This is a genomic window from Streptomyces sp. NPDC012935, assembly GCF_042900345.1.
Classification (GTDB): domain Bacteria; phylum Actinomycetota; class Actinomycetes; order Streptomycetales; family Streptomycetaceae; genus Streptomyces.
Genome location: NZ_JBIBBC010000006.1, coordinates 108,113 through 126,797, shown reverse-complemented (window position 1 = coordinate 126,797; position 18,685 = coordinate 108,113). Strand labels below are relative to the sequence as shown.

Annotated in this window: 16 protein-coding genes; 7 read left to right on the top strand and 9 right to left on the bottom strand. The window is 71.2% G+C overall.

Translation table 11 applies throughout. The features are described 5' to 3' along the window. Positions 1-308 precede the first annotated feature (308 nt). Both ACFY5C_RS16990 and ACFY5C_RS16985 read left to right on the top strand, forming a co-directional pair. Positions 309-893, top strand: a complete 585-nt coding sequence (locus ACFY5C_RS16990; RefSeq protein ID WP_389445017.1) for a sigma-70 family RNA polymerase sigma factor — start codon at positions 309-311, stop codon at positions 891-893. Between the two features lie 104 nt (positions 894-997). Then, positions 998-2,272: a zf-HC2 domain-containing protein gene (locus ACFY5C_RS16985; RefSeq protein ID WP_389445451.1), complete on the top strand. Its 1,275-nt coding sequence runs from the start codon at positions 998-1,000 to the stop codon at positions 2,270-2,272. Between the two features lie 166 nt (positions 2,273-2,438). Here ACFY5C_RS16985 and purU read toward each other — a convergent pair whose 3' ends face one another. Both purU and ACFY5C_RS16975 read right to left on the bottom strand, forming a co-directional pair. After that, positions 2,439-3,320, bottom strand: a complete 882-nt coding sequence (gene purU, locus ACFY5C_RS16980; RefSeq protein WP_389445016.1) for a formyltetrahydrofolate deformylase — start codon at positions 3,318-3,320, stop codon at positions 2,439-2,441. Between the two features lie 70 nt (positions 3,321-3,390). Continuing rightward, entirely contained in the window at positions 3,391-3,891 is a 501-nt protein-coding gene (locus tag ACFY5C_RS16975) for a hypothetical protein (protein ID WP_389445015.1), read from the bottom strand. A gap of 117 nt (positions 3,892-4,008) precedes the next feature. On the opposite strand from ACFY5C_RS16975, the gene ACFY5C_RS16970 reads away from it, so the two are divergent. Next, complete coding sequence (locus ACFY5C_RS16970; RefSeq protein ID WP_389445014.1) at positions 4,009-5,316, top strand: ABC transporter substrate-binding protein; 1,308 nt, start codon at positions 4,009-4,011, stop codon at positions 5,314-5,316. A 40-nt stretch (positions 5,317-5,356) separates the two neighbouring features. Here the strand turns inward: ACFY5C_RS16970 and ACFY5C_RS16965 are convergent, their stop codons facing one another. Both ACFY5C_RS16965 and ACFY5C_RS16960 read right to left on the bottom strand, forming a co-directional pair. Continuing rightward, a complete protein-coding gene (locus ACFY5C_RS16965; RefSeq protein ID WP_389445012.1) occupies positions 5,357-7,183 on the bottom strand; it encodes a hypothetical protein in 1,827 nt (608 codons plus the stop codon). Positions 7,184-7,385: 202 nt separating this feature from the next. After that, positions 7,386-8,771, bottom strand: a complete 1,386-nt coding sequence (locus ACFY5C_RS16960; protein WP_389445010.1) for a transcriptional regulator — start codon at positions 8,769-8,771, stop codon at positions 7,386-7,388. A gap of 521 nt (positions 8,772-9,292) precedes the next feature. Here ACFY5C_RS16960 and ACFY5C_RS16955 point away from each other — a divergent pair. The 3 genes from ACFY5C_RS16955 to ACFY5C_RS16945 all read left to right on the top strand — a co-directional run bounded on the left by ACFY5C_RS16955 (position 9,293) and on the right by ACFY5C_RS16945 (position 12,409). Next, positions 9,293-9,955 (top strand): bifunctional DNA primase/polymerase, encoded by a 663-nt coding sequence (locus ACFY5C_RS16955; RefSeq protein ID WP_389445008.1) that lies wholly within the window; start codon positions 9,293-9,295, stop codon positions 9,953-9,955. Positions 9,956-10,052: 97 nt separating this feature from the next. Next, complete coding sequence (locus ACFY5C_RS16950) at positions 10,053-10,820, top strand: ABC transporter ATP-binding protein (RefSeq protein WP_389445006.1); 768 nt, start codon at positions 10,053-10,055, stop codon at positions 10,818-10,820. After that, positions 10,817-12,409 carry a transporter gene (locus ACFY5C_RS16945; protein ID WP_389445004.1) on the top strand — a complete coding sequence of 531 codons (1,593 nt, stop codon included), beginning with the start codon at positions 10,817-10,819 and terminating at the stop codon, positions 12,407-12,409. The genes ACFY5C_RS16950 and ACFY5C_RS16945 overlap by 4 nt, the downstream gene beginning before the upstream one ends. A gap of 132 nt (positions 12,410-12,541) precedes the next feature. On the opposite strand, the gene ACFY5C_RS16940 is transcribed toward ACFY5C_RS16945, so the two are convergent. Further along, the gene (locus ACFY5C_RS16940; protein ID WP_389445450.1) at positions 12,542-13,429 is read right to left on the bottom strand and encodes an alpha/beta fold hydrolase; all 888 of its coding nucleotides are present in this window, start codon (positions 13,427-13,429) and stop codon (positions 12,542-12,544) included. A 684-nt stretch (positions 13,430-14,113) separates the two neighbouring features. Further along, positions 14,114-14,806, bottom strand: coding sequence for a metal-dependent transcriptional regulator (locus ACFY5C_RS16935; RefSeq protein WP_062703554.1), 693 nt, complete (start codon positions 14,804-14,806; stop codon positions 14,114-14,116). 243 nt (positions 14,807-15,049) lie between these two features. Between ACFY5C_RS16935 and ACFY5C_RS16930 the strand changes: the two genes are divergently transcribed. Beyond that, positions 15,050-15,805 carry an SIS domain-containing protein gene (locus tag ACFY5C_RS16930; RefSeq protein ID WP_389445002.1) on the top strand — a complete coding sequence of 252 codons (756 nt, stop codon included), beginning with the start codon at positions 15,050-15,052 and terminating at the stop codon, positions 15,803-15,805. Between the two features lie 40 nt (positions 15,806-15,845). Here the strand turns inward: ACFY5C_RS16930 and ACFY5C_RS16925 are convergent, their stop codons facing one another. From ACFY5C_RS16925 to ACFY5C_RS16915, 3 genes are all read right to left on the bottom strand, one after another. Next, a complete protein-coding gene (locus ACFY5C_RS16925; RefSeq protein ID WP_389445000.1) occupies positions 15,846-17,276 on the bottom strand; it encodes a PAS domain-containing protein in 1,431 nt (476 codons plus the stop codon). Positions 17,277-17,421: 145 nt separating this feature from the next. Further along, complete coding sequence (locus ACFY5C_RS16920) at positions 17,422-17,862, bottom strand: GNAT family N-acetyltransferase (protein ID WP_389444998.1); 441 nt, start codon at positions 17,860-17,862, stop codon at positions 17,422-17,424. Continuing rightward, a complete protein-coding gene (locus tag ACFY5C_RS16915) occupies positions 17,855-18,265 on the bottom strand; it encodes a RidA family protein (RefSeq protein WP_389444997.1) in 411 nt (136 codons plus the stop codon). Before ACFY5C_RS16915 ends, ACFY5C_RS16920 begins: the two co-directional genes overlap by 8 nt. Positions 18,266-18,685 lie beyond the last annotated feature (420 nt).

Genomic DNA, 18,685 nt, shown 5'->3' with positions numbered 1-18,685 from the left:
TTGCAGCGCGGCTGCCCAGCGGCTGTTCCCTGAAACACCGTCCAGAAAACGGTCACCGATCAGAAAAGGCTTGTTTCAATCGCATTCGATCCTGTTCGATCGAGTCTGATCGCACGATGGTCGGGTAGCCGAGCGAGTGCGAGGCCCGGGCGCGAGTTCCTCTATCACGAGTGCGAGGTACGTCACCAGCCATGACTGTTCAAGGGGCGCACATTGCGACAAAGGGGCGTGCGCTGTCAGACGTGCCGACTACATTCGGGGAGACGAAGGACGCACGCTGGACGGGGCGGACCGCTGAGGGGGGCCTGATGGCGAAGAAGGACGCACCGCCCCGCTGGGACCGAAAGATGCAGCAGCGCCTGTCGCGCGGCGAGGCGGCCGCCCTCGGCGAGCTCTACGACCGGTTCGCCTCACTGGTGCACGGCCTCGCCCACACCGTGCTGGGCGACGAGCGCGCCGCCGACCACATCACCAGGGATGTCTTCGTCCACGTCTGGGAGCACCCGGACAGCTATGACCCCAAGCAGGGCCCGCTGCGTTCCTGGGTCGCCGCGCTGACCCACCGCCTGGCCGTGCAGCGGCTGCGCGCCACCGAGACCGCCGCACTCGTCCAGGCCGGCCGGGGCTCCACCGACGAGCTGGAGCGCAAGGTGCGGCACGCCTCGGTCGCCGCCCGCGCCGACTACATCGTCCAGGCCATGCCCGTCCCGCTGCGCGCCGCCCTGGAGCTGGCCTACTTCCAGCGCCGCGACTACCGCCAGACCGCCGCCGACCTCGGCGTCACCGAGGACGAGGCCCGCCGCCGCCTGCGCCTGGGCCTGCAACTGCTGTCCACCGCCCACGACGCGGGAGGCGCCCCCGGGGCGCCGCCGGGATACGGGGGTGCGGTGTGAACGAGGCGCACGACAGCTCCTCCCCCGACCCCACCCCGGACAAGGATCATGAAAAGCACCAGGAGGAGAACGGCTCCCGAGAGGTCACCGGCGGAGCCGGCGGCATGAACAGCGGCAACGGCGACGACCGGCACCCCGCCCCGCAGCCGGCCCCCGACCAGCCGCCCCGCATACCGCTCCCCCGCGCCTCCGTCGAGGACACGGGACGCCCCCTGCCCGCCCTAGAGGACCTCGGCGACCCCACGCCCCGCCCGGCCCCGCTCGCCCTCGAGCACCGCGTCCTGAAGGCGCTCCTCGGCGCGTGGGCGCTGGCCGCCTGCTCGCCGGAGGAGACGGCGGCCGTGGAGGAACACCTCGGCGACTGCGGGTCCTGCGCGGACGAGGCCCGGCGGCTGCGCGAGGCCGTGGGCCTGCTGCACCCCGCCGAGAGCCTCGACCTGGACCCGGCCCTGCGCAACCGCGTCCTGCAGGGCTGCCTGGAGCGCCGCCCGCCGCGCATCCCGGTGCCCGAGTGGGCATCGCCGTACGACGCCGAGACGGCCCGCCTCGACGCCCTGCTGCAGGACTTCGGGGACGCCGAGTGGCACGCGCCGGTGCGGCTGCGGTGGTTCGAGAAGGACGAGCCGACGAGCCGCCGTACGACCGTCGCCGGCGTCATCGCGCATCTGCTGACGGTCGACGGGCTGGTGGCGCTCGCGCTGGGCCTGCAGGACCCGATGGGTGACGTCGCCGCGGACCGGCCGACCCCGTCCGGGCGCACGGAGGCGTACTGGCGGGCCTCGCACTTCCCGCCGACCCGCGCCGTGCGGGCACCTTGGCGCGAACAGACCCACGCCCTGGTCCGCACGGTGTCCTTCGCGGGCGGCGGCACGGGCAAACTGTCCGTGGCCTACGGCGACTTCGAGCTCCCGCTGCGCGACGCGATGCTGGACCGCGCCTTCGAGTGCTGGGTGCACGCGGAGGACATCGCCGACGCGGTGGACTATCCGTACGAGACTCCGGTCGGCCGCGATCTGCACCACATGGTCGACCTGGCGGCCCGGATGCTGCCCACGGTGCTGGCCGCGCGGCGGCGGGCGGGGTTTGCGGCGCCGCCTGCCGACCGGCACCGCCATCTCGTCCCCGCGGGAGAGCCCGGCCGGAGCCTGCGCCTGGAGATCGAGGGCTCCGGCGGTGGGGAGTGGCTGATTCCGCTGGACTCCCCGGCGGCGGTGGGCTCCGCCGAGCACGAGGTGGCGCATGTGGCCCTGGACGGCGCGGAGTTCTGCCGGCTGGCCGCGGGACATGTGCCTCCGGCGGAAGCGGCGGCTGGGCAGGTCGGTGACCGGGAGGCGATCAGGGATGTGCTGTTCGCTGCGGCGAGCTTGAGCCGGATGTAAAGGGCGGTTGCGGTTTCGTCGGCGGCTGCGGGTGAGTGGGGGCTGGTCGCGCAGTTCCCCGCGCCCCTGAAGGCGCGTCCAGTGCACGTGCCCCAGGGGCGCGGGGAACTGCGCGACCAACCACGAACCACCCGCAGCCGCCGACGAAACAGCTACCCCCGAGCTATTAGGCGAACACGACCGTCCGCCGCCCGTTCAGCAGAATCCTCCGCTCGGCATGCCACTTCACGGCCCGAGCAAGCGCCTGGCACTCCACATCGCGCCCGATCGCCACGAGCTGGTCCGGCGTGACGTCATGCCCCACCCGCTCGACCTCCTGCTCGATGATCGGCCCCTCGTCGAGATCGGCGGTGACGTAGTGAGCCGTGGCGCCGATCAGCTTGACACCCCTGGCGTGAGCCTGGTGATACGGCTTCGCGCCCTTGAAGCTCGGCAGGAAGGAGTGGTGGATGTTGATGATCCGCCCGCTCAGCTGCTTGCACAGGTCGTCCGAGAGGACCTGCATGTAGCGGGCCAGCACGACCAGCTCCACGCCCTCCTCGCGCACGATCTCCAGCAGCTGCGCCTCGGCCTCGGACTTGTTGTCCTTCGTCACCGGGATGTGGTGGAAGGGGATGTCGTACGAACCCACCAGCTCCGCGAAGTCGGTGTGGTTGGACACCACGGCGGCGATCTCCACCGGCAGTGCGCCGATCCGCGCCCGGAACAGCAGGTCGTTCAGGCAGTGCCCGAACTTGCTGACCATCAGCACGACCCGCATCTGCTCCTCGGCCCGATGGATCTGCCAGTCCATCTGGAAGGAGTCCCCGATCGCCGCGAAGCTCGCCCGCAGCTTGTCCACCGTCACCGGCGCATCCGCCGAGAAGTGGACGCGCATGAAGAACAGTCCCGTGTCGTGGTCACCGAACTGCTGGCTGTCCTCGATGTTGCAGCCGGTCATGAAGAGGTAGCTCGACACGGCGTGCACGATGCCCTGCTTGTCGGGGCAGGACAGGATGAGGACGTACTGGTCGGCGGGGACCGCGGCTCGGGTGGACTGCTGGTTCATGCAGCACAGGGTCCCATATCCGCCGCCCTCGGCGGGCAGTCGTCCCGTTCAGCGGACCTGCGCGGACCGCTCACGCGGAGCGCGTCATGATCCGCAGCACCTCGAGGGTGCGCGGCGGGGCGTCCGGGTCCTCGCCGTCGGCCATGGCCATCCGGACATGCGCGTCCCGCGCCGCCCGCACCGCCTCCGGCCACCCCTGGTTCTCGACGTAAGCGGAGACCGCCGCGTCCGGGCCGACCTGGTGCATGATCCGCAGCACGCGCAGCACGGCGGTGTCGACGAGCGCCGCCTCCTGCGAGTCCCGGAAGATCGTGCCGACGTACTTCTCGGCGGACCAGTTGTCCAGCCAGGTGTCCTCGACAAGGCGGTACACGGCGTCGGTGACGTCGCCGTACCCCTCGACACCGGCCAGCCAGACGTCCCGCTGGAACGTCTGGTCGGAGAGCATGTGCAGCGCGGAGCGCACATTGCTGCGCCAGCGCCACCACGGCATGTCGTTGAGTGGCATGCCGCCCATGGTGGAGGAGCGACGGGCGCGACGGGAAGAGCTATCCGAACCTTGCACGGTCATCGATCGTACGTTCTCCTCCACGGCGTCCTCACCGACCCCCGTAATTCACCTCCCGGTCACCCTTGCATAACCGAGGGTGATGCCTGGGTTCGTTGTGTGGCGGAATCGTGCGTGACCATGACCGGCAGGCGACGCACCCGCAGCACGCTCCTCCCCACGATCACCGACCGGCCCGTCAGAGCAGCCGCTCGCTCGGCGGCAGCCGTGGTGGCGTGTGCGTCGCTGGCCGTCGGATGCGGGGTCATCCCCGGTGCCACGGGGGGCTCCGGGGACGACACGATCACCGTCATGACCTGGGCACCGGAAGACACCAAGGCGACCAACAAGCCCGGCATGCCCGCCTTCGCGCAGGCGTACGCCCGCTGGGTCAACGCCCACGGCGGTCTCGGCGGTCGCAAGCTCGAGGTCCTCACCTGCAACGACCGCAATGACAGCGTGGCCGCGGCCCGGTGCGCGGACCGTGCGGTCGAGGAGAACGCCGTCGCGGTCATCGGCTCCTACAGCCAGTTCGGCGAGACCTTCCTCCCCTCGCTGGAGAGCGCCGGAATTCCGTACATAGGCGGCTACGGCGTCACCAACGCCGAGTTCACCAGCCCGCTGTCCTACCCCGTCAACGGCGGCCAGCCCACCCTCCTGGCGGGCCTCGGCAGGGAACTGGCCCGCTCGTGCGGCCCCGTGGCCCTGGTCCGCCCCGACAGCATCGCGGGCGACGAGCTGCCGCCGCTGCTCGACTCCGGCCTCAGGGCGGGCAGGCACTCGTCCTCTGCCGACCAGCTGGCCGCGGAGGACGCCACCGAGTACGGCACCCAGTCGGAGCGGGCGCTGGAGTACACCACCACCGACCTTACGGAGAAGGGCTGCGTGGTGCCCGCACTCGGCGACCGCACCAGCACCTTCATGGACTCCTTCCGGCGCTCGCGCGAGGACTACCGCGACGTGCGCACCGCGACCGTCCTCGGCAGCGTCGACCAGACCGTGATCAACACGACCGGCGGGGCGTCGGTGTACGACGGTTCGTACATCTCCGGCTGGTACCCGGTCACGAGCGACCCGCGGTGGGACGCGATGAAGAAGGTGATCAGCGAGCAGGCCTTCGGCGACAACCGCATCGACCCCGCGGACGCCGGAGTGCAGACCACCTGGATCGCCTACACCGTGTTCAAGAAGGTCGTCGAGTCGCTGGGCGACGGCGAGGTCACCGCCAACTCCGTACGAGGGGCGCTGAACAAGGGCCTGAAGGTCTCCACGGGCGGGCTCACACCGGCCCTGCAGTGGAAGTTCCAGGACGTCCTCGCCACCGTCGGCTATCCCCGTCTGGTCAACCGCAAGGTGACCCTCCAGGTCGTGCGGGACGGTCAGCTGGTGGCGGCCCGCAAGGGCTTCATCGACGTGACGAGCACGCTGCAGAACGCCGACGTGAACTGACCGCCCGGCCCTTCCGGGCGGTCGTCGGCCCCGCCCCGTACTACAGCTGGGTGGGCTGGCGCTCGGTCAGGCCGTACTTCTTGGCGATGGTGTTCCACAGCTGCGCGGCCGTCTTCTTCTCCGTGCTGGCGGTGCCGCTCGCGCGGTTGCCGGCCTGGGTCTGCCCGGTGGAACGTGCCTGGCCCTTCTTGCAGAGCTGCCCCTTCTTGGCCGCCACCTGGTCCGCCCACGCCGCGTAGTGGTTGTCGGCGGACGCCGACGCCTGCCACGCCTTGTTCAGCGCGGTGGTCAGCTCGGTGTGGCTCGGGAGCTGGTCGACGGCGAGCTTGGACAGGTCGGTGACCAGCTGGTTGCGCTGCTTGGCCGCGCCCCGCAGGTCGGTGGCGGCCTGGGTGAGGTCGCCGCAGGACTTCACGGCGGCCACCGCGTTGATCACGGTGGTGCGGCTGTCGCCGCTGTCGGCCAGCAGCTTGTCCAGGGCGATCGCCTGCTGCTCGGCCGGATCGGCGGACGGCGACGCCGAGCCCTCGGTCGCCGGGGCCGTGGCGGAGACGGGCTTGTTGTCGTCGCCCTTCGGGTCGTCCCCGCCCCCACCGGCGAGCATCGCGCCCGCGCCGATGCCGAGGACGGCGATCCCGATACCGACGGCCGCGATGAGCGGCACCTTGGATCGGCCGCTTCCGCGGCCTCCGCGGCCGACGTCGTCGGTGCCCGGGCCGGACGGGCCGGGCGGGAAGTACCCCGACTCGTGCCGGCCCTGCGGCTGCCCCTGGTGCTGCTGGATGCGCGGCATCTGCTGGGTGGCACCGGCCGGGGCCGCACCGCCCGGCTCGCTGCGGAAGAGGTTGTCGAAGTCGGACAGCGGCTGCCGGCCCTGCCCCGCCTGCGGCGCCCCGCCCGGCTGACCCGTCACCGGCGGGATGAACTGCGTGGCGTCGGCATCGCTCCCGGCAGCGGCCGGCATCGGCCCGGCGCCGCCCTGAGGACCGCCGCCCTGCCGGACCCGCCCCAGGACCTGCGTGTGCTCGCTGGGCGCCTCGGGCGGCAACGCCCCGGGCCCCACCGGCGGGATGTACTGCGTCGCCCCTTCGTCGGCGGCGGGCGGTATGTAACGGGTGGCCTGGTCGTCCGCGCCCCCAGGGGCGGCGGCGACCGGCGGTATGTACTGAGTGGCGCCCTCGTCGGCCGGAGGCATCGGCGCCCCGTAGCCGCCCGAACCGGCCTGCGGGTAGGGCGCGCCGGAGCCCTGGGCTCCGTACTGCGCGCCCGGGTCACCGTGCCCGGCTGACGGCAGAGCACCGCCCTGGCCGGGAGCGCCGTACGCCTGCCCGCCGGCGGGCGGCAGCGCCCCGTGCGTGCCGTGCTGTCCCTCTGGCGGCAGCGGCGCGCTCGCGTACCCCTGACCACCCGCGGGCGGCAGCGGCATCGACGACGGATCGCCGTGCCCGTACGGCTGCTGCGGCGCGGGCGGCTGCGATCCGGCCGGGTCGCCATGGCCGTACGACGGCGCGCCCTGCACGCTCCCCGAGGCATCCGGCGCAGCGCCCCACTCCTGCGGCGACTGGTACTGCTGTTCCTGCCCGCCCCAGGACTGGTCGGGCGGGGTGCCCCAGGCCTGGCCCGGCGCGGCCGGCGGCGGGGCCGGGTGCTGGTTCTGGTCGGGCCCCCAGGGCGTGCCCCAGGCCTGGCCGCCGGGCGGCGCCGAGGGCGGGGGTGCGGTCGGCGGCGTGGCCGGTACCGACGTCGGCCGGCCGGCCTGCGCGCCCGTCATACCCGGCAACAGCGGCTCACCACCGTCTGAGGGCAGCACGATGCCTTCGCGCGCGGGCCGCGCCGAGGGCTCCTCGCCCCGTCCACTCTGCGTCACCGGGACTCCTACTAATGGGGGACCTTGTGAATCGTCGGGTCACGCTACCGGCTCCGCCGAGCCGGGTGCCACGCCGCCCAGGACGTGACCTGGGTCCCTGTGACCGCGGTAACAATTCCGGGCCCCCATCCGCTATATACGTCCCCCTTTCGTCACCGACGCCTTCGTTTCCCTGCCGTTCATGCCCTGGTGCCCCGTGGTTTCACGCCGCCGCCGGAAGGTCCAGCCGCGCCCCGAACTCCCTGACCACCGGCTCGTCCCGGTACGGCTCCAGGCGCTGCTGGAAGTCCTCCAGATACTCGGCGCCCCGGTTGGAGCGCAGGGTCCCCAGCAGCTCCACGGCCTTCAGACCGGTGTGACAGGCCTGCTCGACCTCGCGCTGCTGCACCTGCGCTGTGGCGAGCAGCACATAGCCGATCGCCCTGCGCCGCGCCTTCGTCTCCGGGAGGCCGGCCAGCGACTCCTCGGCACGCCGCGCCGCCGCCTCGGCCTGGCCGAGGTCGCGGTGGCAGTGCGCCAACTCGTCGGCGAGATAGGCCTCGTCGAAGTGCGCGATCCACGCCGGGTCGTCCCCGGACTCCGGATCCGCCGTCTCCAGCGCGGTCACGGCACGTCCCGACGCCACCTGGGCGGCCCGTGGATCGCCCATCAGCGCATGCCCTCGCGCCTCGGCCGCGTAGAACATCGACTCCGCGCGTGGCGTCACGCGCCCCCGCGCCCCCTCCTGCGCCGCCCTCGCCAGCTGCGAGATCTCACGCGGGTTCCCCAGCTGCGCGGCGAGGTGGCTCATGGAGGCGGCCAGCACATACCCGCCGTACCCCCGGTCGCCCGCCGCCTGCGCCAGCCGCAGCGCCTGGATGTAGTACCGCTGGGCTAGCCCCGGCTGCCCGGTGTCGATCGCCATGTACCCGGCGAGCTCGGTCAACCGCGCGACGGCGGCGAAGAGTTCCCGCCCGACCGCCTCCCGGTACGACCCGGCCAGCAGCCCGGAGACGACACTGTTCAGGTAGTGCACGACGACCGGGCGCACATGCCCGCTGCCGTACTGGTGATCAAGGTCCACGAGCGCCTGCGTCATCGCGCGCACGGCCTGCACGTCGGACTGACCCACCCGCGGCCCCGCCGAGCGCGCCACCTGCGAGTCGGGCGACGAGATCAGCCAGTCCCGGCTGGGCTCGACCAGAGCGGACGCGGCGACGGACGAGCCGGACAGGAAGTCCCGGCGCCCGACGTCGCTGCGCCACAGCTCGCAGACCTGCTCGATGGCTCCCAGTACCGTCGGCGAGAACTGGAGACCGACGCCGGACGCGAGATTCTTGCCGTTGGCCATGCCGATCTCGTCGATCGTGACCGTGCGGCCCAGCTTGCGGCCGAGCGCCTCCGCGATGATCGCCGGCGCCCGTCCCCGCGGCTGCTGTCCGCGCAGCCAACGGGCCACGGACGTCTTGTCGTAGCGCAGATCGAGGCCGTGCTCTGCACCGCACATGTTGACCCGGCGGGCCAGCCCGGCGTTCGAGCAGCCCGCTTCCTGGATGAGCGCCTGCAGCCGTTCGTTCGGCTGTCGCGCGACGAGAGGCCTTGCGGCCATGGCGTACCCCCTGTGGCTGCGGTGCCTGCCCACGCACCGAGTTGATGTGTCTTCCACCACCGAATCCGGCCCGGGGCACTGGCTGTGCACCGCAAAATTCCGGCCGTGAAGATCAATGCCCCGTCGGCATAGCGAAAATGCGAGGCTTGTGAGGATTGCCGGGGTAAAGGCGGAAGCCGACCCCACAGTGGGCTACCCAGCTCCGGCCACGGATCCTCCCGCGCGCCCCCACACGTGCACCCATGCGCCCCAGATGAGGAATCAATGCTCCTCCCCCGCGCGCAGACCCTGCCGCCAATCTCCCGTCGTCCGCCCGAAGGGCGGGCCCTGCGGCGTCTGGTGCGTGCAACTGCAAGGCGGAGGAGGGAGTCGGCACGCAGCGTCGGAGACCGACGACAACGCGGCTGGAGGTCCCCCCACGCCCTTGAGGCAGTTGGGGAGCGCGTGCCAGACGCCTCAGAGACGGCGGGAGATTGGCGGCAGGGTCTGGACCCCCGTAACTACAGGTGGGTGCGGGAGTTGTGTTGGGCGTGGAAGAGACGATCCCGGCCACCGAAGCCGCACAGATTCCGAAGCAGCGCGGCGAAACGCTGCTGGAGACCGCCGTTCGCTACGCCGAGGAGCGTCACTGGGACGTGTTCCCCGGGACCTGGCTGGAAGCCACGGACGGCGTGCAGCTCTGCTCCTGCGGCGACACCGCATGCCCCGCGCCCGGCGCGCACCCCGCACGCCCGGACTGGGCGACGCAGGCGACCGGGAGCGCGACGGTCGCCCGCCGGATGTGGCAGAAGCAGCCGAACGCTTCGATCCTGCTGCCGACGGGGCGCACGTTCGACGCGATCTCCGTCCCGGAGACGGCCGGGTTCCTCGCCCTTGCCCGTATGGAGCGGATGGAGTTGACGCTGGGGCCCGTGACGTTGTCGCCGGACCGTCGGATGCACTTCTTCGTGCTGCCGGGGGCGTCGGTGAAGGTGCCCGAACTGGTGCGCAAGCTGGGCTGGTCAGTCGGCTCGCTGGATCTGGTCGCGCTCGGAGAGGGCGCGTGGGTCGCCGGGCCGCCGACTCGGTTCGGGTCCCGGGGGGCTGTGCAGTGGGCCTGCCGGCCCACGCCGGCGAACCGGTGGCTGCCGGACGCGGAGGAGTTGATCTCGCCGCTCGCGTATGCGTGTGGGCGGGATCGGTAGCCGGACGTCTTCTCATCCGCCGGGTTCGGCTGTCCGGCGGCTGCGGGCTCTTCGTGGTTGCTCGCGCAGTTGCCCGCGCCCCTTAGGGTTGGCGTCCATGACGTCGGCTGTTCGAGTACGTGGGCTCTGGAAGCGGTTCGGGCAGCAGGTCGCTGTCGCCGGTATCGATCTGGACTTGCCCGCTGGGAAGTTCATCGGGCTTGTCGGGCCCAACGGGGCCGGGAAGACCACGACCCTCTCCATGGTGACCGGGCTGCTCCGGCCCGATCAGGGGTCCGTCGAGGTCGTCGGGCATGACGTCTGGCGGGATCCCGTCGAGGTGAAGGCGCGGATCGGGGTGCTGCCCGAAGGGCTTCGGCTCTTCGAGCGGCTCTCCGGGCGGGAGTTGCTCGCGTACATGGGGCGGCTGCGCGGCCTCCCCGGTGCCGAGGTCGACAGGCGGGCCACCCAACTGCTGGACGTGCTCGATCTGGCGGGGGCCCAGCACAAGCTGGTCGTCGACTACTCGACCGGTATGCGCAAGAAGACCGGACTCGCGGCGGCGCTGCTGCACAATCCCGAAGTGCTTTTCCTGGACGAGCCGTTCGAAGGCGTCGACCCGGTCTCCGCCCAGACCATCCGGGGCGTCCTGGAGCGCTACACCGCCTCCGGTGCGACCGTCGTCTTCTCCTCCCACGTCATGGAGCTCGTCGAGTCACTGTGCGACTGGGTCGCCGTGATGGCCGCCGGGCGCATCCGGGCCCATGGCCCCCTCGCCGAGGTCCGCGGCGACGCGGCCTCACTGCAGCAGGCGTTCCTCGAACTCGTCGGTGCGAACGCCCGCGACACCGGGTCCGACCTCGACTGGCTCGGCGGGGCCCGATGAGCGCCGAGGTGACCGCGGTCGTCGTACGGCTGAAGCTGTCGCTGCTGCGCAACGGCCTGCGCCAGTCCGGTGGCCGCCGGGCCGCCTACATCGCCTCGGCCGTCGTGGTCCTCCTCTTCGCGGCGCTGCAACTCCTCGGTCTGATCATGCTGCGCGGCACCGCACACGCCGACTCCGTGGTCGTACTCCTGGTGGCCGTCCTGGCGCTCGGCTGGGCCGTGATGCCGCTGTTCTTCCCCGGCGGCGACGAGACCCTCGATCCGACCCGGCTGGTGATGCTGCCGCTGCGCCCGAGGCCCCTGGTGCGGGCACTGCTCGCGGCCTCGCTCGTGGGCATCGGCCCCCTTTTCACCCTGTGCCTGTTCACCGGTTCGGTGATCGCGCTCGCGCGGGGCGGATGGGCGTACGTCGTTGCTGTCGTCGCTGTCGCATTGGCCCTGTTGGTGTGCGTGGCGCTCGCGCGTGCCGTCGCCACGGCCAACGTCCGGCTGCTGACCAGTCGTAAGGGACGAGATCTGGCGGTGCTGAGCGGGCTGGTCATCGCGATCGGGGCGCAGGTCGTGAACTTCGGGGCGCAGCGCCTGGGTTCGTCGGGGCTGGCCCAGCTCGATCCGGCGGCGGATGTGCTGCGATGGGTGCCGCCGGCGTCCGCGATCGGGGCGGTGCAGTCGGTGAGCGAGGGGGAGTACGGGACCGGGCTCCTCCAACTCTCCCTGAGTGCAGGTGCGTTGGTGGCGCTGATCGCCGTATGGTCCCGCCACCTGACCCGGCTGATGACGTCCCCCGACGGCTCCACGCTGCAGGCGGTCACGGAGTTGGCCGTGCGCGAACGGAACTCGACGGGCCTCGCCCGCCTCCTCCCGGCCGACCGCACCGGCACCGTCATGGAACGCAGCCTGCGCTACGTCTGGCGCGACCCGAAGACCAAGGCGGCCTGGGTGACCTCGCTCGCCATCGGCCTGATCGTGCCGCTGTTCAACGCCCTGCAGGGCACCGGCTCGATCTACTTCGCCTGCTTCGCGGCCGGGATGCTCGGCATCCAGATGTACAACCAGTTCGGGCAGGACACGTCCGCGTTCTGGATGGTCGCGATGACGATCTCGTCCACCCGGGACGCCTATGTCGAGCTGCGCGGCCGAGCCCTGGGCCTGCTGCTGATCACTCTCCCCTACGCCGCCCTCGTCACCGTCCTGACGACGGCGCTCCTCGGGGACTGGGCCAAGCTCCCCGAGGTCCTCGGACTGTCCTTCGCCCTCCTCGGCGCCATGCTGGCAACCGGCGCCTGGACCTCGGCCCGCTTCCCGTACTCCATCCCCCAGGACGGCTACAAGAACGTCGCCCCCGGCCAGACGGGCCTCGCATGGATCTCGATCTTCGGCGGCATGATCGCGGCGGCCCTCCTGTGCGCCCCCGTGATCGCGGTGACGATCTGGCTCAACGTGAGCGACGGCGGGGACGACTGGACCTGGCTGCTGCTGCCGGGCGGAGCGGCGTACGGGGCGGCGATCACCCTGCTCGGCCTACGCCTGGCGGCCCCGAGGACGGCAGGACGCCTGCCGGAGATCCTTACGGCGGTGAGCAAGGGGTGACGGGGGCGCTTGATGACGCAGCGAGGCTGCGACGCACCTGAGGGGCCCGGGGCTGTTTCGAGATGTGGCTCCGCCGAGTGGGCGCGATCAATCGCCATCAACCCGCAGCCGCAGCCGAACAGACCCCCGAGCTCACAGGCGCCCGGCGTCCCCCGCGGAGCGCACCCCATCCAAGAACGGCTCGATCGCCGCGCGCCACCCCTCAGGCTGGTCGTAGTGCACGAGGTGACCCGCGTCGGCCACCTCCGCGTACTCCCCCCGAGGCAGCACCCGCACCATCTCCTGAGCCTCTGCCCGCCCCAACTCACCGTCCAGCCCACGCACAACCAGCGCGGGGCACTGAACCTGGGCAAGCTCCTCCCAGTGCGCGTCGAACACCCACGTCTCCCGGGACCTGAGCATCTGGTCCGGATCGAAAACGGGCCGCCACCCGTCCTCGCACTCGTGCATCACCTCGGCGTAGAACTCGCCCCGCGCGGGATTCGGCCGCTCGACCCAGGGGTCGTCCTCCCCGAACCACCTGCGCACGTCGGCCAGCGTGGCGAAGGGCACGGGCCAGGCCCTGAACCAGTCCGCCCACTCCCGCTGGGAGGCCGAGCCGAGCGCGGACGCCCGCATGTCGCAGATGATCACGCCCCGCACCAGATCGGGGCGCCTGGCGGCGAGCTGCCAGGCGGTGAGCGCGCCCATGGCATGGCCGATGAGGACGACGGGGGCGAGGCCGAGCTGCTCGAGGGCGGCCTCGGCGTCGTCGACGTACGCCTCGCGCGTGAAGGAGGCCTGCGGGGGCTTTTCGCTACGGCCGTGGCCGCGCTGGTCCAGCGCCACGGCACGGTGCCGCTCGGAGAGCCAGCGGGCGGTGGACGTCCAGTGGGAGGCGCGGCCCATCAGGCCGTGCAGTAACAGCACACCGGGCGTGCGCTCATGGTCCCTGGCGGGGTCGGTCTTGGGAGGGTCGCCGAACTCCCAGGCCGCGAGACGTACGCCACCCGCGCCGGTCACGTCGATGCGCCGCACCATTGGTCGTGGCACCCCCCTAGCTCCGCTCGGACCGCTCGAGCCGACCGGTCCTGTGAACCGTGTCCTGCTTGCCGTACCTGTCGTGCCTGCCGTATCTGCCGCCGCTCACGCGAGCACCGCGTGCCACCTGCGTCGCACGCGTCGTGAATGCCCCCGGACGCGATGTGCATGTCCTGTGTGTCTGACGTGATCTTATGCGCACACTCCTGAAGCGCACGTTCCGCCTGACCTGTCACCGCAGACTATCGAACTCTTATTCGAAAATGCGGCTGTCGCGGCCAACACCCCTCATTCGAGTGACCCCCCTCCAGGATTGATCGCCGGCGCCGAGGGGAGATCTTCAGCGGGAGGCGGACCGCTCGGGGAAAACGGTCCGAGGGGAATGACCCTGGGAGCTCGGGGCTCCGGGTCAGCACAGGGGAGGACAGGCCCCGGCGCCGTGTGGCGCCGGGGCCCTCTCCACACTCACGGCACATCCTCGCGCCCCCTCCCCGGCCGGACGCATCACTGTCGATCACGGCCCAGAGCCTCAGGCCTTATGCCTCACGCGACAGCCTGGCACGCGAATCGCCGGAGCGCTGCGATTCGACCTACTGGATCTTGAAATGGGCGAGATCCAGAATCGCCACAACTCCCGCTCGTTCACCGGGAGTTACGCACATGACAAGCGACGACGACCTCTCGTCAGCGCTTGGCGACGAACACATGGGAGGCGACGTCCGCCTCCAGCTCGGCCGCCTCGCCACCGCTGCCCACCAGCACGCCACCCGCCGACTCGGTCACGCTCACCACCGAGCCGGGCTGCACGCCGGCCCGACGCAGCGTGTACATCAGCTGCGCGTCCGTCTGGATCGGCTCACCGATCCGCCGAACGACGACCGTCTTGCCCTCGACGCCCGGGTCGAGGTCGGCCAGCGAGACCATGCCCTCGTCGAGGAACGGGTCGGCGCCGTCCTTCTCGCCGAGCTCCTCCAGACCGGGGATGGGATTGCCGTACGGCGACTCGGTCGGGTGCCGCAGCAACTCCAGCACGCGCCGCTCCACGGCCTCACTCATCACGTGCTCCCAGCGACACGCCTCGGCGTGCACCTGCTCCCACTCCAGCCCGATCACGTCGACGAGCAGGCACTCGGCGAGTCGGTGCTTGCGCATGACGCGGGTGGCCAGCCGCCGCCCCTCGTCCGTCAGCTCCAGATGCCGGTCGGTCGCCACGGACACCAGCCCGTCACGCTCCATCCGCGCCACCGTCTGACTCACGGTCGGCCCGCTCTGGTCCAGCCGCTCGGCGATACGGGCGCGCATGGGGACCACACCTTCCTCCTCCAGCTCGAGGATGGTGCGGAGATACATCTCCGTGGTGTCGATCAGTCCGGACATACGTGCCCCTCGATTAGCTCTGCGATTAGCTCAGCCGGAAGCGAGACAGCTCCACGGCGCGTGCGCTGGCCCTGCACTCAATTCTGCCGGATACCACTGACAACCGTGCCGCGCCGTTGAAACCAGCGGGTTCCACGAGCGTATGCGCCCGGCCCGGCCACCGGCAGCGCACCGTATTGACACCGCACTGGTCCAGACCGCACGGTGATCCGCAACACACCCCCACACCCCGGAGGGCCCCGCATGAGCGACAGCAAGCCGGCCGACCAGTTCTTCGACGCCGCCATCGCCCTGCTCCAGCGGGCCCGCGACGAGGAGGCGGAGAACATCGGGGCAGCCGGCACCCTGCTCGCCGACACCGTCGCCGCCGGCGGCCGCCTCTTCGCCTTCGGCGCCGGTCACTCCTCCCTCGCCGCCCAGGACGTCGTCTACCGCGCGGGCGGCCTCGCCCTGATGAACCTGCTCGCGGTTCCCGGCGTAGTGGGCGTGGACGTCATGCCCGCCACCCTCGGCTCAGCCCTCGAACGCGTCGACGGCCTGGCAGGCGCGGTCCTGGACAGCTCGCCCCTGCGGGAGGGTGACGCGCTCGTCATCATCTCCCTCTCCGGCCGCAACGCCCTGCCCGTGGAGATGGCCATGAAGGCCCGCGCCCTGGGCGCCCGGGTCATCGGCGTGACCTCGGTGGCGTACGCCTCGGAGACGAGTTCCCGCCATGTCTCAGGCACCTACCTCAAGGACCACTGCGACATCGTCCTCGACTCGAAGATCGCGATCGGCGACGCGGAACTCACGCTCGACACCATCCCGGCGCCCTTCGCCCCCGCCTCCACGGTCGTCACCGCGGCCCTCCTCCAGGCCGTCATGGCCACGGCAGCCGCCTCCCTGGCCGACCGCGGCATCGAGCCGCCGCTCCTGCGCTCCGGCAACGTCGACGGCGGTCACGACTGGAACGCCAAGGTGTTCGAGAAGTACGGCGACCGGATCTTCTACCGGCAATAGCAGCCAGCAGTTACCAGCGGCGGTCGCGACCCCGCACCACCTAGCCCCGCCCCACAACCCCCGCAAGATCCAGAGCGGAAGCGATCCGCACCGCCACATCCTCGGCATACACCGCGTCGCCGCGCTCGAACGCACTGCGCCCCGCACCCCGCAGAAACGTCACGACCCCAACCGTCCGCCCCCGGCTCCGCAGCACCGCACACAGCGCGTGCACCGCGTCCGCGGGCCACTGCCGACCCACAGCCCACTCACGCGCCCGCTCGGTCGGCATCCGGCCCGCGTCGGCCCGCACCGACCCCGTCCGCGCCACACACTGCAACGCCGGGTGCCCCTCGGCGTACCGCACCGGCAGCCCGGCCTCCCCGCCCAGCAGACTCGGCCCCGGCGCGCCCGAGGGCGTCACGGCGACCCGCACGAGTCGTACCGGCTCCGCGGCCTCCCCATCCGGCACCGCCCCGCCCGCGACCCGGTCGATCAGCGCGTGATCGGCGAAGCCGGCCAGCGCGAAGTCCAGGTGCACGGTCGCCGCGTCCGCAGGGTCCTCGCACTCCGCGGCGGCTCGCGCGGCCCGATGCAGCTGGTTGGTCCGGAACCGCAGCAGCGCGGCCTCCTGCTCCGCCTGCTTGGCCTCGGTCATGTCCTGGAAGAGCCAGCCCACCCCCAACGGCACCGGCTCCTCCGCGAGCGGGGAGGCCAGCCGTACGAAGCCGCACCGCCAGCACCGCCGCCGCTCCCCCTCCGGCGTCCGAACGCTCACCCAGATCTCGGCGGGCGCGGGCGGAGCACCCTCCGCCAGCACATGGGTGAGCGCGCTCTCCAGCTCCTCGACGCCCTGGGCGAGCAACTCCCCGAGGGGCCGCCCGAGCACGGACGTACGGCCGATCCCCAGGGCCCGAGCCGCGTGAGCGTTCACCACCGCGGGCCGCAGATCGGCGTCGACGAGAACGACACCCCACGACGCGTCCTCGAACAACGCCTCGCTCAGCGCGATCGACCGCTCCAGATCGATCTGCGTATGCACCTCACTGAAGGCGCAGTACACCCCGGCGGGCTTCCCGTCGGGCCCGCGGACGGCCGCCGACTGCGTCCGTACGAGAACCCGCCCGCCGTCCTTGGTCAGCAGGGCGAACTCGTGCACCTGCCGCCCCGGAGCGTGCATGGCGGACATCAGCCGCCCCTCGACCTCCTCGGCGTCGGCCTCGCGCACCGCCCACCCGGCGAAACCGTGCCGCCCCACGGCCTCAGCCGCGCTCCACCCGAGGATCCGCTCCGCCTCACGGTTCCAGTGGGTGACGACCCCGTCCGCGTCGAAGGCGCACAGGGCCGCGTCCATCCCGTCCAGCAGCGCGGCCAGCAGATCGGAACCGCCTGCCGAACCCTCGGAACCAGCCGACGAACCCTCCGGACCGTCCCGCTCGGGTTCGTCCGGTCCCAGCTCGTCGGTGGTCCCACTACGCCGGGAAGCACTCACCTGGACCCCCTGCCAAGCTGCGTCCGCACGTACGACGCGTCGGTTCGCTCACTCGCAATCATCTAACTGGAACGTGACGCAGCACACACCGTGTTCCCCAAGATTGAGAGAATCGTTGCACGCGCCGCCGTGTGCCTACACGTGGCTACTCCAACCGCAGGTCCAGCCACAGATCGCTCTCGCCGTCCAGCACATAGCGATCGACCTCCACGAACCCGCGCGCCACGGCGAACCGCACCCCGTCCCCGTTGGCGGCCAGCACACAGGTCTCGATCACCCCAGCACCCAGCACGAGCGCGTGCGCGAGCCCTTCCTCGTACAACTGCGTGCCGTACCCGCGCTGCCGGTACTCGGGCAGCACACGCGCGATGACCGTGGCCACGGCCTCCTCGCCCTCCGGGGGCCGCACGGTCGAACAGCCGACCAGGACATCACCGACGTACGCGTTCCGCAGCCGGTACCGTCCGCTGCGCTCCCGTACCCCGTCGAGATCCATGGCCGCCGGCGGAACGATCACATTGTGGACGTGCCGCCACTCCTCAAGCATGACCTCGCCGTCGACCGGCACTATCCGAAGGTCAGACACGCGCGCCACTCCCCCGTCGGGCGTCCACCTCGACCTCGAACCTCATACGAGGGTCGGCCAGCCCACACACCATCATCGTGGCCGCCGGCCGCACGTCCCCGAAGTACCGCCGCAGCACAGGCCAGCACGGCTCGAAATCGGCCCGCTCGGGCAGCAGATACCGCACCCGCACCACATCGGCGAACGAACACCCCGCCTCCTCCAGCGCGGCCCCCACGTTCCGCAGACACTGCTCGGCCTGCTCCACCACGTCCTCGGAGATCGTCATCGTCGCGTAGTCGAACCCGGTCGTCCCCGACACATGCACCCAGTCCCCGTCGACCACGGCACGCGCGTACCCGATCTGCTCCTCGAAGGTCGATCCGCTGAGGATCGCCTGCCGCCCCACATAGCGCCCCGTCATGATCGGAACGGTAGGTGGCCAGCGCCGATCCGTCCATGACGAAACCGATCACGTCACGCACAGCCGCGTAGCAGCTGGATCGACCGATTGTTCGGGAAACTTCACCAGTTCGCACAAATAGGCGGCACTTGCCAGTTACACGCCGACGTGCGGATCTTGCCCGCTAGCGTCAGCTGCACACGAAGAAGGGAGGTCACTCGCTCCCCGGCCACCAGGTCGCCGAGTGACCAGCCCCAGTCATCACGATCGAGAGATCAGGGAGGTGCCCCGATGACTACGTCTCCTGCAGGCGAGCAGACCCACCAGGCTGTGCTTCCTCAGCAGCCTGCTCTGGAATCCGTGGGAGCAGACACCCCTGGGAGCAGGGACGAAACGGCTCACGGACACCCCGCCACCGCGCGGGGCACCGGCAGGGAACAT

Excerpts from the sequence above, each read along its gene's own strand:
- ACFY5C_RS16945 (WP_389445004.1), top strand. The coding sequence starts at position 10,817 with ATGAGCGCCGAGGTGACCGCGGTCGTCGTACGGCTGAAGCTGTCGCTG.
- ACFY5C_RS16960 (WP_389445010.1), bottom strand. The coding sequence starts at position 8,771 with ATGGCCGCAAGGCCTCTCGTCGCGCGACAGCCGAACGAACGGCTGCAG.
- ACFY5C_RS16915 (WP_389444997.1), bottom strand. The coding sequence starts at position 18,265 with ATGACGGGGCGCTATGTGGGGCGGCAGGCGATCCTCAGCGGATCGACC.
- purU (WP_389445016.1), bottom strand. The coding sequence starts at position 3,320 with ATGAACCAGCAGTCCACCCGAGCCGCGGTCCCCGCCGACCAGTACGTC.
- ACFY5C_RS16975 (WP_389445015.1), bottom strand. The coding sequence starts at position 3,891 with ATGACCGTGCAAGGTTCGGATAGCTCTTCCCGTCGCGCCCGTCGCTCC.
- ACFY5C_RS16985 (WP_389445451.1), top strand. The coding sequence starts at position 998 with ATGAACAGCGGCAACGGCGACGACCGGCACCCCGCCCCGCAGCCGGCC.
- ACFY5C_RS16935 (WP_062703554.1), bottom strand. The coding sequence starts at position 14,806 with ATGTCCGGACTGATCGACACCACGGAGATGTATCTCCGCACCATCCTC.
- ACFY5C_RS16950 (WP_389445006.1), top strand. The coding sequence starts at position 10,053 with ATGACGTCGGCTGTTCGAGTACGTGGGCTCTGGAAGCGGTTCGGGCAG.
- ACFY5C_RS16990 (WP_389445017.1), top strand. The coding sequence starts at position 309 with ATGGCGAAGAAGGACGCACCGCCCCGCTGGGACCGAAAGATGCAGCAG.
- ACFY5C_RS16970 (WP_389445014.1), top strand. The coding sequence starts at position 4,009 with ATGACCGGCAGGCGACGCACCCGCAGCACGCTCCTCCCCACGATCACC.
- ACFY5C_RS16930 (WP_389445002.1), top strand. The coding sequence starts at position 15,050 with ATGAGCGACAGCAAGCCGGCCGACCAGTTCTTCGACGCCGCCATCGCC.
- ACFY5C_RS16940 (WP_389445450.1), bottom strand. The coding sequence starts at position 13,429 with ATGGTGCGGCGCATCGACGTGACCGGCGCGGGTGGCGTACGTCTCGCG.